This window comes from Aliidiomarina minuta (assembly GCF_003987145.1).
GTDB classification, from domain to species: domain Bacteria; phylum Pseudomonadota; class Gammaproteobacteria; order Enterobacterales; family Alteromonadaceae; genus Aliidiomarina; species Aliidiomarina minuta.
This window is the reverse complement of record NZ_PIPL01000001.1, coordinates 1113262-1129180: the sequence shown is the minus strand read 5'-3', so window position 1 is coordinate 1129180 and position 15919 is coordinate 1113262. Positions and strand designations below refer to the sequence as shown.

The 15919-nt window shown below is 49.1% G+C and carries 14 protein-coding genes and 5 tRNA genes; 9 read left to right on the top strand and 10 right to left on the bottom strand.

Going from position 1 to position 15919, the window contains the following annotated elements; translation table 11 throughout:
* Nucleotide 1 precedes the first annotated feature (1 nt).
* Genes nth through rsxA form a run of 7 tightly spaced genes read right to left on the bottom strand, consistent with a single transcriptional unit; the run spans nucleotide 2 to nucleotide 6016 of the window.
* Nucleotides 2–637 (bottom strand): endonuclease III, encoded by a 636-nt coding sequence (nth, locus tag CWE09_RS05445; protein WP_126802976.1) that lies wholly within the window; start codon nucleotides 635–637, stop codon nucleotides 2–4.
* 11 nt (nucleotides 638–648) lie between these two features.
* Nucleotides 649–1395 carry an electron transport complex subunit E gene (locus CWE09_RS05440; RefSeq protein WP_126802975.1) on the bottom strand — a complete coding sequence of 249 codons (747 nt, stop codon included), beginning with the start codon at nucleotides 1393–1395 and terminating at the stop codon, nucleotides 649–651.
* Complete coding sequence (gene rsxG, locus CWE09_RS05435) at nucleotides 1392–2069, bottom strand: electron transport complex subunit RsxG (protein ID WP_126802974.1); 678 nt, start codon at nucleotides 2067–2069, stop codon at nucleotides 1392–1394. The genes CWE09_RS05440 and rsxG overlap by 4 nt, the downstream gene beginning before the upstream one ends.
* Complete coding sequence (gene rsxD / locus CWE09_RS05430) at nucleotides 2066–3142, bottom strand: electron transport complex subunit RsxD (RefSeq protein WP_126802973.1); 1077 nt, start codon at nucleotides 3140–3142, stop codon at nucleotides 2066–2068. Before rsxD ends, rsxG begins: the two co-directional genes overlap by 4 nt.
* On the bottom strand, nucleotides 3142–4866 hold the full coding sequence (gene rsxC / locus CWE09_RS05425) for an electron transport complex subunit RsxC (protein WP_126802972.1): 1725 nt from the start codon (nucleotides 4864–4866) through the stop codon (nucleotides 3142–3144). The genes rsxD and rsxC overlap by 1 nt, the downstream gene beginning before the upstream one ends.
* Nucleotides 4866–5435: an electron transport complex subunit RsxB gene (gene rsxB, locus CWE09_RS05420; RefSeq protein ID WP_126802971.1), complete on the bottom strand. Its 570-nt coding sequence runs from the start codon at nucleotides 5433–5435 to the stop codon at nucleotides 4866–4868. The genes rsxC and rsxB overlap by 1 nt, the downstream gene beginning before the upstream one ends.
* Nucleotides 5432–6016, bottom strand: a complete 585-nt coding sequence (gene rsxA, locus CWE09_RS05415; protein ID WP_126802970.1) for an electron transport complex subunit RsxA — start codon at nucleotides 6014–6016, stop codon at nucleotides 5432–5434. Before rsxA ends, rsxB begins: the two co-directional genes overlap by 4 nt.
* Before the next feature lie 184 nt (nucleotides 6017–6200).
* Between rsxA and CWE09_RS05410 the strand changes: the two genes are divergently transcribed.
* The gene (locus CWE09_RS05410; RefSeq protein WP_126802969.1) at nucleotides 6201–6728 is read left to right on the top strand and encodes a phosphatase PAP2 family protein; all 528 of its coding nucleotides are present in this window, start codon (nucleotides 6201–6203) and stop codon (nucleotides 6726–6728) included.
* Between the two features lie 28 nt (nucleotides 6729–6756).
* Here the strand turns inward: CWE09_RS05410 and CWE09_RS05405 are convergent.
* The 3 genes from CWE09_RS05405 to CWE09_RS05395 form a co-directional block, all read right to left on the bottom strand.
* Nucleotides 6757–6833: transfer RNA gene (locus tag CWE09_RS05405), tRNA-Asn, on the bottom strand.
* 34 nt (nucleotides 6834–6867) lie between these two features.
* Nucleotides 6868–6944, bottom strand: a tRNA-Asn gene (locus CWE09_RS05400).
* Nucleotides 6945–7632: 688 nt separating this feature from the next.
* Nucleotides 7633–8820 carry a pyridoxal phosphate-dependent aminotransferase gene (locus CWE09_RS05395; protein WP_126802968.1) on the bottom strand — a complete coding sequence of 396 codons (1188 nt, stop codon included), beginning with the start codon at nucleotides 8818–8820 and terminating at the stop codon, nucleotides 7633–7635.
* A 183-nt stretch (nucleotides 8821–9003) separates the two neighbouring features.
* Between CWE09_RS05395 and CWE09_RS05390 the strand changes: the two genes are divergently transcribed.
* From CWE09_RS05390 to can, 8 genes are all read left to right on the top strand, one after another.
* A complete protein-coding gene (locus CWE09_RS05390) occupies nucleotides 9004–10413 on the top strand; it encodes an MATE family efflux transporter (protein WP_126802967.1) in 1410 nt (469 codons plus the stop codon).
* Between the two features lie 8 nt (nucleotides 10414–10421).
* A complete protein-coding gene (gene uvrB / locus CWE09_RS05385; RefSeq protein WP_126802966.1) occupies nucleotides 10422–12431 on the top strand; it encodes an excinuclease ABC subunit UvrB in 2010 nt (669 codons plus the stop codon).
* Between the two features lie 106 nt (nucleotides 12432–12537).
* A tRNA-Val gene (locus CWE09_RS05380) sits at nucleotides 12538–12613 on the top strand.
* A 65-nt stretch (nucleotides 12614–12678) separates the two neighbouring features.
* Nucleotides 12679–12754, top strand: a tRNA-Val gene (locus tag CWE09_RS05375).
* Nucleotides 12755–12815: 61 nt separating this feature from the next.
* Nucleotides 12816–12891, top strand: a tRNA-Val gene (locus tag CWE09_RS05370).
* A 138-nt stretch (nucleotides 12892–13029) separates the two neighbouring features.
* Nucleotides 13030–13716: a glutathione S-transferase N-terminal domain-containing protein gene (locus CWE09_RS05365; protein WP_126802965.1), complete on the top strand. Its 687-nt coding sequence runs from the start codon at nucleotides 13030–13032 to the stop codon at nucleotides 13714–13716.
* Between the two features lie 70 nt (nucleotides 13717–13786).
* Nucleotides 13787–15196 (top strand): glutamate--tRNA ligase, encoded by a 1410-nt coding sequence (gene gltX / locus CWE09_RS05360; RefSeq protein ID WP_126802964.1) that lies wholly within the window; start codon nucleotides 13787–13789, stop codon nucleotides 15194–15196.
* A complete protein-coding gene (gene can, locus CWE09_RS05355; RefSeq protein ID WP_126802963.1) occupies nucleotides 15196–15834 on the top strand; it encodes a carbonate dehydratase in 639 nt (212 codons plus the stop codon). The genes gltX and can overlap by 1 nt, the downstream gene beginning before the upstream one ends.
* The last annotated feature ends 85 nt before the right edge of the window (nucleotides 15835–15919 follow it).

Genomic DNA, 15919 nt, shown 5'->3' with positions numbered 1-15919 from the left:
GCTAAATTTCGGTTTTCTCTTTAAACTCACAAAGATCTTCAATAATGCATGAACCACAGCGCGGTTTGCGGGCAATACAGGTATAGCGGCCGTGTAATATCAACCAGTGATGGACGTCGACTTTAAACTCCGCAGGCACTACTTTAATCAGCTTCTGCTCCACATCGACCACGTTCTTTCCCGGTGCTAACTTAGTGCGGTTACTGACTCTGAAAATATGAGTGTCAACGGCAATAGTGGGCCAGCCAAAGGCGGTATTCAGCACTACATTGGCGGTTTTTCGACCCACCCCAGGCAAAGCCTCCAGTGCTTCTCTATCCTCAGGAACCTGACCAGCATGTTGCTCGACCAGAATGCGGCAGGTTTTAATCACGTTTTCAGCTTTCGTATTAAAAAGACCGATGGTTTTTATGTAATCTTTTACCCCGTCAACGCCGAGCGCCAACATATCGGCTGGGTTATTCGCTACTGCAAAGAGCGGACCAGTGGCTTTATTAACACCGACATCGGTGGCCTGAGCTGATAAAAGTACGGCAATCAGCAACTCAAAAGGGTTATTGAAGTTCAGTTCAGTGGTCGGATGCGGGTTGTTTTCACGCAGCCGGCTTAATATTTCCAGACGTTTTTGTTTATTCATAATACGGCAAATTATTGTGAGGTGACGCGGGCGCGTTCAGCTTTTGGTGTCGGTTGCTGCTGCGCTTTCAGGGCCTGTTTATGATCGATCCAGTTTTTACCGGCAATAATAAATCCCATTCCAATAAAAGCACCCGGTGGCAAGACTGCCAGCAAGAGCGGATAGTCGACGGCAAAAAGCTCGATACGCAATACACTGGCCCATTGGCCCAGTAACAGTTCAGCACCGTCAAAGAGCGTACCCTGACCAAGGATTTCACGCATAGCTCCTAATGTGACAAGTACGGCCGCGAAACCTAGCCCCATTACCAGTCCATCGAAGGCAGATAAATGCCAGGGGTTTTTAGAAGCATAGGCCTCGGCGCGGCCGATGATGGCGCAGTTGGTTACTATCAGCGGGATAAAAATACCCAGCGCCATAAACAGGCCGTAGGTAAAGGCATGCATGAAAAGCTCTACCAGAGTCACGAAAGTTGCGATGACCATGACAAAAACAGGAATACGAATTTCGCTGGGTATCCAGATACGGACCAGCGATACGGTGACATTAGAACCAACTAGAACGAGCAGCGTAGCCAGCCCCAGTCCCAGCGCATTAGTTACTGTACCCGTTACCGCAAGCAGAGGACACAGGCCCAGAAGTTGGACCAGGGCCGGGTTATTGCTCCACAAGCCGTTACGGGTTAACTCCTGATATTCGCTGCTTTCGGAGCTGTTAGCGAGCTCGTTTTGTTCTTCATCGCTAATCACGTCACTCATGGTATTTCTCCATCGTCAGCTGGATGACCGGGTGTTTCTGGTGTCTGCTCGGTACAGGAAGAGGCTGCGGAAAACAGTTCTTCACGGTTATTATCAGCATACAGCACAGTTCGTTGCACCGCATTGACCACGGCTCTTGGGGTAATAGTAGCACCAGAGAACTGGTCAAAGATGCCGCCGTCGCGACGCACTTCCCAGCGTGAATCGTTTTCGCCACTTACACGGCGGTTATCGAAGCCTAAAATCCAGTCACTACGACGAGCTTCGATTTTATCCCCTAAGCCGGGTGTTTCACGGTGTTGTAATACGCGCACGCCTTTTACCTGACTTTCATTGTTCACGGCTACTAACAGATGGATATTGCCGCTGTAGCCATCGGGAGCTGTGGTGCGCAAGGCCAGCGCGACAGGCTCGCCATTATAACGTGCCCGGTATACCGGTTGCGCTCGCTCGAGCCCCAGGGCTTCAGGGGCCTGAACCAGAGTACAGTCCGCATAAAGGTCATTATTATATTGCGCTGGTGGTATTAATAAATTAAGCGTACTTTGCAGTTCCTGACGTTGTTGAGCATCAATTCTGTCCTGGGTAAGCCACTGCGCGATCAGCACCAGTGTGGTAGCCGCCAGGGCAAAGGCGGCCAGAATAAAGCCATTGCGGCGCATTTGCTGAATCACGATGATTTACCTCCATGGCCATAGGTGGTGGGTCTGGTGTACTGATCAATGATCGGAACACTCATATTAGCCAGTAGTACCGCAAAGGCTACAGCGTCCGGGTAACCGCCGAAGGTGCGGATGAGGTAAATAATGATTCCAATAATGGCTCCGTAGACTAACCGGCCCCGGGCCGAAGTGGCTGCAGATACCGGATCGGTCGCAATAAAGAAAGCTGCCAGCATAGTAGCACCACTGAACAGATGAATATCAATACCCGGCAGGGTGTCTGGTGCTATCAGGCTGCCCGCAGCAGCCATGATGGTTAACGCTGCAAGCAAAGACAGCGGAATATGCCATTGAATTACGCGCTGTTGCAGTAATAACAGTCCTCCGCCCAGGTATGCCAGGTTAATCCATTGCCAGCCAATACCTGCCAGACCACCAAAAATAGGCGCCTGAGTGGCTTCGCTTAAGGTTAGTCCCTGGCTCAGATCGTTACGTATATGATCGAGGGGAGTCGCCATGACAATGGCGTCAAGCAGTTCGCCAGTGCCCACCATACGTATTTGTTCGACGCTGTAGCCATCGCTGGTGTACTGGAATAAAAACAGATGCAGGCTTTCCCACAGCCCAGGGTGACCATCGGTCAGGCTGACCGGAGGCAGCCAGCTGGTCATTTGCAGGGGAAAAGAAATTAATAAGACGACGTAACCTGCCATTGCCGGATTGAACAGATTTTGTCCCACACCACCGTACAAATGTTTAACCACAGCAATCGAAAAGATGGTGCCGATTACAATGACCCACCAGGGGGCCAGGGGAGGAATGCTAATGGCCAGCAGGACAGCCGTGACCAGAGCTGTGTTATCACGCAGACCACTCATGGCACCGCGTTCCCGTGCATGTAAGCATAAGGCTTCGGTGCCGTACGCTACCAGAATGGCAACAGTTAACTGGAAAAATATACCCCAGCCAAAAAAATACCATTGCACCAGAATGCCGGGAATGAGGGCCAGCAATACCAGTCGCATCAGTGATGAAGTTGTACGCCGCTGCCGGGTATGGGGTGAAGACGCGATATAAAAGCTCATCAGTTTGACTCATTATCCGGGTTAGAAATGCTGGATTGCTGTTTCTTTTGTGCTTCAGCCTGTTTTTTAGCCTTGGCCCTGGCCACAGCAGCGGCAACTTTATCTTTTTTGTCGTCGACTTTTTTGTCGTCGACAGTGGCATCTGTGTTTTTATTTTGCGCTGCTTTTTTCGCTTTGGCGCGAGCAACAGCCGCTTTGACGGGATCCTGAGGAACGCTGTCGTCACTGCTTTGTGCCTGTCGCTCCTGTTGCGCTTTTTTGCGTGCTTCTGCAGCGCGCTGATGGCGTTCAAGCCGTTCTTCCTTTTCCCGTTCAAGTCGGGCCTGACGGGCTTCGAAACGTTGCCTGGCAACTTCTGCTTTTTGCTTTTCAATATACTGTTCACGCAGTTCGGCTTTGGCCTGGCGATAATAATGCACCAGTGGAATTTCGCTGGGGCATACATAGGCACAGGCACCGCATTCTATGCAATCGGCGAGGTTATGCTGACGTAAACCGTCAGCATCTTTAGCCCGTGCCAGCCAGTAAAGCTGTTGAGGCAGTAATGAAGCAGGGCACACATCGGCGCAGGCACCACAGCGAATACAGGCCATTTCGCTGCCTGGTTGTGGCAATTCCTTGCGTGCCGGAGCAAGAATGCAGTTACTGCCTTTAATAACAGGGACATCCAGTGTGGGCAGGGTAAATCCCATCATGGGCCCACCCATGATGACCCGTGCTTTGGGATAACTTTGATAACCGCAAAACTGTAGGAGTTCTTCAACGGTGGTACCCAGGAGTGTCCATACGGTCCCGGGACGTTCTAATGCTTCTCCTGTGACGGTAATGACACGTTCCAGCAGCGGTTCACCAAATACCACTGCGCGATAAATGGCGTAAGCGGTGCCGACATTTTGCATCAGCAGTCCAACGTCCATTGGTAGCGAGCCACTGGGTACCTGGCGGCCTGTCAGTATCTGAATTAACTGACGTTCCCCGCCAGAAGGGTATTGGGTTGGAATGACCCGCACTGCAAGGTGTTCGTCTTTGCCACAGGCGTCACGTAACGCACGTATGGCTTCTGGTTTATTGTCTTCTACGGCTATCAGCGCTTTTTGCAGACCGGCTATGTGCAGCAGAATACGAGTGCCGCGAATAATACCAGCGGCGTGTTCGCGCATGAGGCGGTCGTCGGAAACAATGTAGGGTTCGCACTCGGCACCGTTGATAATCAGGTAGTCGAGTTTACCCTGGGCCGCCAGCTTTTGCGCCGTAGGGAAACCAGCTCCGCCTAATCCGGCGATACCACAAGCGCTGATGTGGGCCAGTAATTCGGCACTGCTGTGGGTGCTGTAATCCGTAATAGGATGACGTTGGCCCCAGATATCCAGACCATCTGGAATTAATTCAAAAGCAGGTACGCTAAGTGCAGAAGGGTGCGCACTTCGATAGTCACCGATAGTTTTAATATAGCCGGAAGTCGGTGCATGTATGATTAAACCGGCATTTGGACCGGGTTCGGTCAATGGTTGGCCTTTAACTACTGTGTCACCTTCAGCCACTAATGGAATGCCAGCTTGCCCGATATGTTGTTTAAACGGCAAAATAAGACGTTTAGGGATCGGCATGCGCTGGATAGGGCTGCTATTGGCTATAGATTTGCGCTCAGGGGGATGCACACCACCAGGAAAACGCCACAGGTTGCCGGCTTGAATTTCTTCTGTATGTAAAAATTTGACGGTCATCAGGATTTACCTCCGGCATCGACCACTTCAACCGGAATTTTTTGTAAATCCCATTTCCAGCGCTCAGGCGCCGTTTTTACCGTAATCATATCAATACAGTCTACCGGGCAGGGGTCGACGCAGAGATCACAACCCGTGCACTCATCGGCAATGATAGTGTGCATTTGCTTGGCCGCGCCCAGAATGGCATCTACCGGACAGGCCTGAATACACTTGGTGCAGCCGATGCATTCGTCTTCGCGAATATAGGCAACCTTCTTTTCATCTTCTATGCCGTGGGCCGCATCCAGTGGTTTTGCTTCGCGGCCGAGCAAGTCAGCCAGCTGTTGAATTGTGGTTTCACCGCCGGGTGGACATTTATTGATATCGTCGCCGTTAGCAATGGCCTCGGCATAGGGGCGGCAACCCGGATAACCACACTGTCCACACTGAGTTTGCGGCAAAATACTGTCGATTTGCTCGACAATAGGGTCACTTTCGACACGAAAACGCACTGCCGCAAAACCTAAAATCAAACCAAAGATGAGCGCCAGTACGACCAGCGCCAGAATACCTGTAACTACACTCATGAAACCGACACCAAACCGGTAAAGCCCATAAAGGCAAGCGACATTAAGCCCGCTGTTATCATGCCAATAGCCGCGCCTTTAAACGGCAATGGCACGTCAGCAGCGGCTAGTCGCTCGCGCAGGGCTGAGAAAAGAATAAGAACCAGCGAAAAACCGACGGCCGCACCGAAACCAAATACTATGGATTGCATAAACGAGTGTTGTTCATTGACGTTAAGTAAAGCAACCCCGAGTACCGCACAGTTAGTAGTGATGAGGGGCAGAAAGATGCCCAATAAGCGATATAGGGTTGGGCTGGTTTTATGCACCACCATTTCGGTGAACTGCACTACGACGGCAATAACCAGAATGAAACTCAAAGTGCGCAGGGCCATCAGATCAAAAGGTTGCAGAATATACTGATTAACCAGGTAACTGCAGACCGAGGCCAGCGTTAACACAAAGGTGGTGGCTGCGGACATGCCTATGGCAGTCTCCAGCCTGTTGGAAACACCCATAAAGGGGCATAGCCCAAGGAACTGGACCAGCACGAAGTTGTTGACCAGTACAGTCGCGATCAGTAGCAATAAATAGTCAGTCATCGGCACCAGGCGGTCTTAATTTAAAAATCGGTATATATTATCGGGGTTTAAGCGTTCATAAACAACTTACAGCGAGCAGGTTTTTGCAAAAGTTAGTGCGCTACTCGTAAAGCTGGCTGTTTTCAGGCTATTATGAAGTCTTTGGAAGGGCCGTTCAGCCTGATATTAATCAATGGGAGAGTGAATGACCGATTTGTTTAAAAGTATTCGTCATGTTGACGAAGTTACTTTTTATTGGTTATTTCGCTTCACACGATGGTGGCGCGATAGCAGTCTGGCACTTTGGGTATCCCGCAGTGGTGATGGTCCTTATTACGTACTGGTTCTGGCTATTATTGTAACGCTGGCTGTAGAAGGCAGTGTTACTTTTATGCAGCGTACGCTGATCGGTTTTGCCATAGAACTTCCCTTATTCTGGTGGCTGAAAAATACATTACGCAGGGCCCGTCCTGCTATGGACAGGATTTCGTTCCGGCCTGCTATAAAACCCGCTGACCGTTTTAGTTTCCCTTCTGGCCACGCGACTGCCGCATTTTTGTTTGCTGGACTGGCGGCTGCCAGTTTTCCGGCCTGGGCGTTGCTTTATTACATGTGGGCTGGTTTAGTGGCTTTGGCGAGAGTTTCGCTGGGTGTGCATTTTCCTAGCGATATTATTGCCGGCGCTGTATTGGGTTCGGGAATCGCTTATTTTGTCCTGCAAATGCCGATATAAAGAAAAGCTAACTAGTTATAGAGCACTATGGCTCCCCAGGTTGGATTCGAACCAACGACACATGGATTAACAGTCCACCGCTCTAACCAACTGAGCTACTGGGGAATAGATAGGAATTGCTTGCAGCAGTTGAGGCGTTTGGCTCCCCAGGTTGGATTCGAACCAACGACACATGGATTAACAGTCCACCGCTCTAACCAACTGAGCTACTGGGGAACAGCCTTCAACGGGGCGAAATATTAAAGGCCTTGCGTGGGACTGTCAACTATAAAAAGCGATAAAAATAGCTTGCTTATAATTGTTTGCTTAGATTTTAGGCTTTTTCAGCCTTATTTATGCTGAAAGCAGCAAATTACTCCTTTTATCGAACATGTCAGTTTTTGTATTATGGCTTTTGTTATGGTTCGCTGTCCTGTTTTTTATCCACAGTAAGCCAGAACTCTGGTGCTGTAAGCGGTTGCGGATCTTATCCACTTTTTCTGTGGATAACCTTGTGGTTAAGTCTGTGAGCGGCAAGGGTTCATGGGTCTTGTAGCCAATTTTCAGATCTGGTTAATTATTGGCATGATTTATATATATCTATATTAATCAGTAGTTTATGTGTTTTGATTTAGAATTGAACGGAATGACGCTTTCCTGAGCAAATATTTCGAATTATGTGAAATTGCCTGTGTATTTTTTTGCTAGTCAAGCCATTTTTTACATAAAAAGGTCTTGTATCCTGGACCACTTGCTGTTTCATTTCTGGAAAACGGCTTCGGCATTAGCTGGTTGCTTTGTAATCAATTCGTAATAAAAAATATTTTTTTAAAACTACTTGTTTTTGTAGCTGTAAGGAGCTTATCCAGATAAAAAAAGCCGGTCGCAGTGCAACAGCGACCGGCTTTTAGGGTGAAAGCGCTAATTACAGGCTTTCTGCAAAACTCTGAATGCGTTTTACGGCTTCTTCCAGTACATCACTGCTGGTCGCAAATGACAGTCTGAAATGGCCTGGTGCGCCGAAGGCTGACCCTGGTACTAAAGCGACATTAGCTTCTTCTAATAATCGCTCACAGAGCTTAATGTCGCTGTCGACGCCAGCTTTGCGCATCAGTCCGGTGACATTGGGGAAGGTATAGAAAGTACCCTGGCCAGGCAGGCACTGGATGCCTGGTATGGCATGCAAAGCCGCTACGAGATAATCGTGGCGTACTTTAAATGCTTTGATCATGGTATCAATACAACTCTGATCCCCTTGTAGCGCAGCTAAGGCGGCGTGCTGGGAAACTGCGGCTGGGTTTGACGTGCTTTGTGACTGTACTTTTTTCATCGCTGCTATAATGGGTTTAGGTCCAGCGGCGTAACCAATACGCCAGCCAGTCATGGCATAGGCTTTAGAGACACCTGACAGAATGACCGTACGGTCTTTTAGATCGGGCGCGACCATTGGCAAATTCACGAATGAGGACTTGTCCCATAAAATGTGCTCATACATGTCGTCAGTCGCAATCAGAATCTGCGGGTAATCGCGCAGTACAGTGGCCAGTGACTCCAGTTCTTCAGCGGTATAGGCCATGCCAGTTGGGTTGGATGGACTGTTGATAAACATCAGACGGGTTTTATCAGTAATGGCTGACCGCAGTTGTTCAGCTGTTATCTTATAAGACTGGTCGATAGTGGCTTCTACAACGACCGGTTTAGCGCCGACCAGTAACGTCATATCCGGGTAAGAAACCCAGTAGGGTGCAGGGATAACAACTTCATCGCCTTCATCCAGCCAGGCGGTGAGTAAATTGAAAATACTATGCTTACCACCACTGGATATGAGAATGTTTGCGGGGTCATACTCAAGTTGATTGTCGCGCTTGAATTTGTCGCAAACAGCTTGTTTTAGTTCGGCAATGCCATCTACCGCTGTGTAGCGGGTATGACCGTCGTCAATTGCTTTTTTACCTGCTTCGCGGATAAATTCAGGAGTATCGAAATCAGGTTCGCCGACTCCCAGGCCAATAACATCCTTGCCTTCGGCTTTCAGTTCAGCTGCTTTTTGGCTGACGGCCAGTGTAGGAGAAGGTTTAATTGCGTTCACACGACGCGAAAGTTTGTAATCCACCAGAGCACCCTTTTTCGTACAAAATTGAAAGGAAAGCACCTTTATAAGTGCCGTTCTCATAGTAAGTGTCTGAATCGCTAATGTCCAGACGACAGGCGTTCTGGAACATGGCGTTAATAGCTTATTTTAGCTATCATAGGCGCTTCTTCGCAGTTCACTTCCGGCTTTAGATACAGGAGCAGTATGAGCCAAAGCAAACCGGCCCGAGCCTTGTTGCACGACCCCATAGGCAAAACTCTGTGGAGCATGACCTGGCCGATGATGCTGGGCGTAGCAACGCTGATTAGCTTTAATGTGGTCGATACCTTCTTTATCAGCCTGCTGGGTACTGAAGCACTGGCTGCAATAGGTTTTACCTTTCCGGTGACTTTTACTGTAATCAGTCTCACTATTGGCCTTGGCATTGGTACCTCCGCAGTGATAGCGCGCAAACTGGGTGCTGACAATGAGAAAGAAGCCCGTTATTGCGGTAGCTCTGCGCTTTATCTCTCTGCCTTACTGGTTGGCTTTTTATCTTTATTAGGTTTTATTTTTGCACGGCCGGTATTTAGCATGATGGGCGCCGGTGATGATCTGATGCCCCTTATTATGCAGTATATGAATATCTGGTTCCTCGGTGCGGTGATGCTGGTCATTCCTATGATAGGTAACAGCATTCTGCGCGCATCCGGAGATACTAAAACACCGTCTATTATTATGGCCCTTGGCGGTCTGATGAATGCGGTGCTGGACCCTATACTTATTTTCGGTCTGGGCCCGGTGCCTGCGATGGGCATGCAGGGGGCGGCATTAGCCAGTGTACTGGCCTGGGGTGTGGGTTTTGTTCTGATCATATACTGGCTGGTGGTGAAACGTGGCCTGATTGATCCCTTACCTCCCAGTGTGGCTGAATTTGTGCGTTCGTCACGCAAACTGCTGGCGATAGGTTTGCCAGCCGCCGGAGCAAATATGTTAACGCCCCTGGCCATGGGGGTCTTAACAGCCATTGTGGCGACTTACGGAGCGGCTGCGGTGGCCGGTTTTGGTGCGGGTATCCGGCTTGAATCGCTGGCCAGCATTGTCATACTTGCACTGTCGATGAGCTTACCGCCTTTCATTAGCCAGAATTTTGGTGCCGGTCGCATGCAGCGGGTGGCGGGGGCTTATAAAACAGCGCTGGTTTTTGTGCTGGTTTCGCAGGCGCTTATATATGTATTACTCATAGCCTTATTGCCGTTAATCCAGCATGCCTTTGCCCGCGAAGATGAAGTGGCCCGGGTACTGGCGCTTTTTATCTGGATTATGCCTTTAGGTTATGGGGTACAGGGCTGTATTATTATTTCTAATTCAGCGCTCAATGCCTTGCATCAACCTTTGCATGCATTACTGTTGAGCATTGCCCGGTTATTCGTCTTTTTTGTTCCGCTGTCCTACCTGGGAAGTCATCTGGGCGGCCTGCCGGGGCTCTTTATTGGTGGCGTGGTGGCAAACCTGATTACAGCGTTGCTTTCGTATCGCTGGTTCATGAAGATGTTGGCTAAACAAGAACAGAATGAGCCGCAGCACGAAGCTGTGCATCCTCCTGGTGCTGAAAGTCACCGAGTTCATAAGTGAGTTAAGTTATGGCGCGAAAATTTGAACTGGTATCAGAATATAAGCCCGCAGGCGATCAGCCTCAGGCTATTGAAAAGCTGATTGAAAATATTGATGCAGGTCTGGCGCACCAGACCCTGTTGGGTGTTACGGGCTCGGGTAAAACTTTTACTATGGCCAACGTCATTGAGCGCACCGGGCGACCCACGCTGATCATGGCGCATAATAAAACCCTGGCCGCGCAGCTGTATGGCGAAATGAAAGAGTTTTTCCCCAACAACGCGGTGGAATATTTTGTTTCCTATTATGACTACTATCAGCCGGAAGCTTATGTGCCAACGACAGATACCTTTATCGAAAAAGATGCGTCCGTAAATGACCATATCGAGCAGATGCGTCTGTCAGCGACTAAAGCGTTGATGGAGCGTCGTGACGTTATACTGATTGCTTCGGTATCGGCTATTTATGGTTTGGGCGATCCTGAGTCTTACATGAAAATGATGCTGCACTTGCGGCGTGGCGATATTGTTGACCAGCGTGAAATGCTGCGTACTCTGGCGACCTTGCAGTATAAACGTAACGATCAGGCATTTGAGCGCGGTACCTATCGGGTGCGCGGGGAAGTGATAGATATTTTCCCGGCGGAATCTGATGAAATGGCGGTACGAGTGGAAATGTTTGATGACGAGATTGAGCGTATCAGCTTGTTCGAACCTCTTACCGGGCAAGTCTTTCAGGCAGACATCGCGCGTTTTACAGTGTACCCGAAAACCCACTATGTGACACCGCGTGAAAAAATCATTGAAGCCATTGATCATATAAAAGAAGAATTAAAAGATCGCCGCGAACAGTTTTTTGGTGAAAACAAACTGATTGAAGAACAGCGCATTCGCGAACGCACTCATTTTGATATCGAAATGATGCTGGAACTGGGCTATTGCTCAGGCATTGAAAATTACTCGCGCTATTTATCCGGTCGGGCGCCCGGCGAGCCGCCACCGACGCTGATGGATTATCTGCCGGACGACGCCTTGCTGATTATTGATGAATCTCATGTGACGGTGTCTCAGATCGGGGCCATGTATAAGGGCGATCGTTCGCGCAAAGAAAACCTGGTCGGTTATGGTTTCCGTTTGCCTTCAGCGCTGGATAACCGGCCTTTGAAGTTTGATGAATTTGAAGCCATAGCGCCACAGACCATGTACGTGTCGGCAACCCCCGGCAATTATGAAATTGAACGTTGCAATGGCGAGGTCGTAGAGCAGGTGGTCAGACCCACAGGTTTGCTGGACCCTGTCATTGAAGTGCGCCCGGTGGCGACTCAGGTAGATGACTTAATGTCTGAGGTGCGCATGCGGGTGGAACTCAATGAGCGGGTACTGGCGACTACGCTGACCAAAAAAATGGCCGAAGATCTGACCGATTATCTGGATGAACATGGCATTAAAGTGCGTTATCTGCATTCGGATATTGATACTGTAGAGCGCATGGAAATCATTCGTGACCTGCGCCTGGGCGAATTTGACTGTCTGGTGGGCATTAACCTGTTACGGGAAGGCCTGGACTTACCGGAGGTTTCGCTGGTAGCCATCCTGGATGCCGATAAAGAAGGTTTTCTGCGTGCTGAACGTTCATTGATTCAGACGATAGGGCGGGCGGCCCGGAATCTGAGCGGGCGTGCCATTTTATATGCAGACCGTATTACCGGTTCGATGCAAAGAGCCATGGATGAGACCGAGCGTCGTCGTGCTGTGCAAATTGCTTACAATGAAGAACATGGCATTACCCCACTGGGTCTGAACAAACGCATTACTGATGTGATGGACTTAGGTGGCGGTGCCGCGCGTAAACGTAAAAAAGAAGTCGCGCGTCTGAAAAAAGATTTGCCAGTCTACCGCAACAGCAAAGACATTCTGGCGGCCATTACCGCGCAGGAAAAAGCTATGTACAAAGCGGCGCAGGATCTGGAGTTTGAAAAAGCCGCTTCTATGCGCGATGAACTTCACGAGCTGCGTGAGCAACTCAAGGAGTACGGTTAAGCTTGTGATTGCCTGTTTTTGCAGCACTTAGTACTTTGCAGTATACTTTTTTATTGACAGATCCCGGCGTGTCTCTATAATAGCGCCCCGCAGTCCGGCGAAATATGGGTGGTTAGCTCAGCTGGGAGAGCATCGCCCTTACAAGGCGAGGGTCACTGGTTCGAGCCCAGTACCACCCACCATTTTGTGGCTGCACGTAGTACGACAAAGAAAGTAAAACAAAGAAATGCTGAGATACACCGTATATGGGTGGTTAGCTCAGCTGGGAGAGCATCGCCCTTACAAGGCGAGGGTCACTGGTTCGAGCCCAGTACCACCCACCAGCATTTCAAGTATCCCAGGTAGGCCGCCAGGCGCTACCAGGACCGCAAGGTCAACCACGATGGGTGGTTAGCTCAGCTGGGAGAGCATCGCCCTTACAAGGCGAGGGTCACTGGTTCGAGCCCAGTACCACCCACCACTTCCTGATAATAATTCCTTTAAAGAAAATACAAGCCTGAACTTATAGAGTTTTTGCTTCTACTACTGTTGTACTTATAGCGGTCATAGTGCATAACTATCTGAAGAGATTTTTCTTGTAGTTTTAAAGGTGCCTTCTATGTATGACCTGTATTACTTTCCGACTCCCAATGGCCATAAAATTACCATGCTGCTGGAAGAGCTTGATCTGCCTTATACCATTAAAACCGTGGATATTATGAATGGCGATCAACATCAGCCTGAGTTTTTGAAAATCTCCCCGAATAATAAAATGCCCGCTCTGGTGGATCATGAACCTGAAGACGGTGGCGAACCATTGGCATTATTTGAGTCTGGTGAAATTCTGCTTTATCTGGCGGAAAAACACAGTCGCTTTTTGCCCGCCAAAACAAGAGAAAAGCATCAGGCTCTGCAGTGGCTGTTCTGGCAGATGGCCAGTTTAGGTCCTATGCTGGGTCAGAATCATCATTTCTTTAAATATGCGCCGGAAACCATTCCTTATGCGCAAAAACGCTACCTCAAAGAAAGCCAGCGCTTATATGCGGTGCTGGATAAGCAACTGGCGGATAAACCTTATGTCTGCGGCGAATACAGCATTGTTGATATGGCTTGTTATCCCTGGTGTAAACACTGGCAGGATCAGCAAATTGACTTAAAAGATTACCCTCATGTACGCGACTGGGTAGAGCGGGTGGGCAACCGTGAAGCAACGGTGCGTGCTTATCGTTGGGAACGCGACTATGAGCGCCCGGACGAGGTATCTGAGAGCATGCGTAAGCACTTATTTAATAATCTGGATGACTAACATGGGGTGAATTCTGCTAAACTAGCCGGCATTTGTAAGTCGATTCTGACAGCTGAAGGTTAAGTAGATTATGAGTATTGTGTCCCGTTTTGCCCCGAGCCCTACTGGTTATTTGCATGTAGGGGGCGCTCGTACGGCGTTGTATTCCTGGTTGGTGGCGAAGGCTGCTGGTGGCAAATTCGTATTGCGTATTGAAGACACCGACCGTGAACGCTCCACGCAACCAGCCATCGATGCCATCTTAGAGGGCATGCAATGGCTGGGACTGGATTATGATGAAGGCCCTGTGTATCAGACCGACCGTTTTGACCGTTACCGCGAACTTCTGGATCGTTTGCTGGAAGAAGGGAAGGCCTATAAGTGCTACTGCTCGGTAGAACGCCTGGATAAAATGCGTGAAGAGCAAATGGCAGCGGGTGAAAAGCCACGCTATGACGGTTTATGCCGGGATAAAGAAGGGCAGCCTGGTCAGCCTTATGTGATCCGTTTCCGTAACCCGCAAGAAGGTTCGGTTGCTTTTGATGATCACGTCCGGGGTCATATTGAGTTCTCAAATCAGGAACTGGATGACCTTATTATTGCCCGCACCGACGGTACTCCGACTTACAATTTCTGCGTTGTAGTGGATGACTGGGATATGGGCATTACTCACGTAGTACGTGGTGAAGATCATATTAATAATACCCCACGCCAGATAAATATCCTCAAGGCCCTGGGCGCACCTGTGCCTGAGTATGCCCATGTCTCTATGATTCTGGGTGACGATGGCAAGAAGCTGTCGAAGCGCCATGGTGCAGTTAGCGTCATGGAGTATCGTGATAAAGGTTATTTACCTCAGGCGCTGCTCAACTACCTGGTTCGTCTGGGTTGGTCCCATGGTGATCAGGAAGTCTTTACTGTCGACGAAATGATCAGCTTGTTTAAACTTTCTGATATTAATAAAGCTGCTTCGGCCTTTAATACTGAAAAACTTAACTGGCTGAATCAACATTATATGAAAACCCTGCCAGCTGAAGAAGTCGCTGCTGAGCTGGGCTGGCATTTTCAACGCCTGGGTGTAGATACCAGCGCCGGCCCGGCGTTGACTGAAATTGTTAAATTGCAGGCTGACCGGGTTAAAACCTTGACTGAAATGGCTGATATCAGCCGTTACTTCTATCAGGAAGTGACTGAGTTTGACCCTGCGGCAGCTAAGAAACACCTGCGTCCAGTGGCCGGATCTGCTTTGGCGTTAGTTCGCGATAAGCTGGAATCCTTAACAGAGTGGCAGGCAGAAGCCGTGCAACAGGTTATTCAAGAAACCTGTGAGGAGCTTGATGTCGGTATGGGCAAAGTGGGTATGCCATTGCGTGTGGCGGTCACCGGCGGTGGCAATTCGCCTTCACTGGATGTAACCCTGGCAGCACTGCCTCAGGCAACCGCCGTGGCACGTATCAACCTGGCACTGGACTTTATCAAAGCGCGTGAGGAGCAAGCTTAATGCCAGAGATAAAAGAATTATTGGAGAACAACAAAAAATGGGCACGGGAGCAGGTTGAGCAGGATAAAGACTTTTTTAATCGGCTGGCGAACCAGCAGAAACCTGAATATTTATGGATCGGCTGCTCGGACAGCCGCGTTCCGGCTAACGAAATAGTAGGTATGGCACCGGGTGAACTATTTGTGCACCGCAACGTGGCTAATCAGATTGTACAAACTGACTTTAATTGCTTGTCTGTGGTGCAATTTGCAGTAGAAGCCTTAAAAGTTAAACATATCCTGGTGGTAGGGCATTATGGTTGTGGTGGTGTAGCCGCCTCTATGGATAATAGCGCGCATGGCTTGGTGGATAACTGGCTGTTTCCTATAAAAGATATCTATCGTGAAAATCGCAAGGAATTAGAACAACTTGCAGATAATCCTCGCTTGGATCGCCTGTGTGAACTGAATGTCATTGAGCAGGTACGTAATCTGGCTAAGAGTTATACCATACAGGAAGCCTGGAACCGTGGTCAGCAGCTGACAATACACGGCTGGATATACAGTATAAAGGATGGTCTGGCGAAAGATCTGGGCGTAACTATGTCGGATAAAGAAGGCGTAGAGCGGATTTATCATTTAGATGGTGAAGAAAAGTAAAAGCTGATAAATAAGCGCTACTGTCTATTTTTACGGCGAAGTGTTAAAAAAATGAGCGAACAGTGAGTTAAGACGAAAAAAGTAT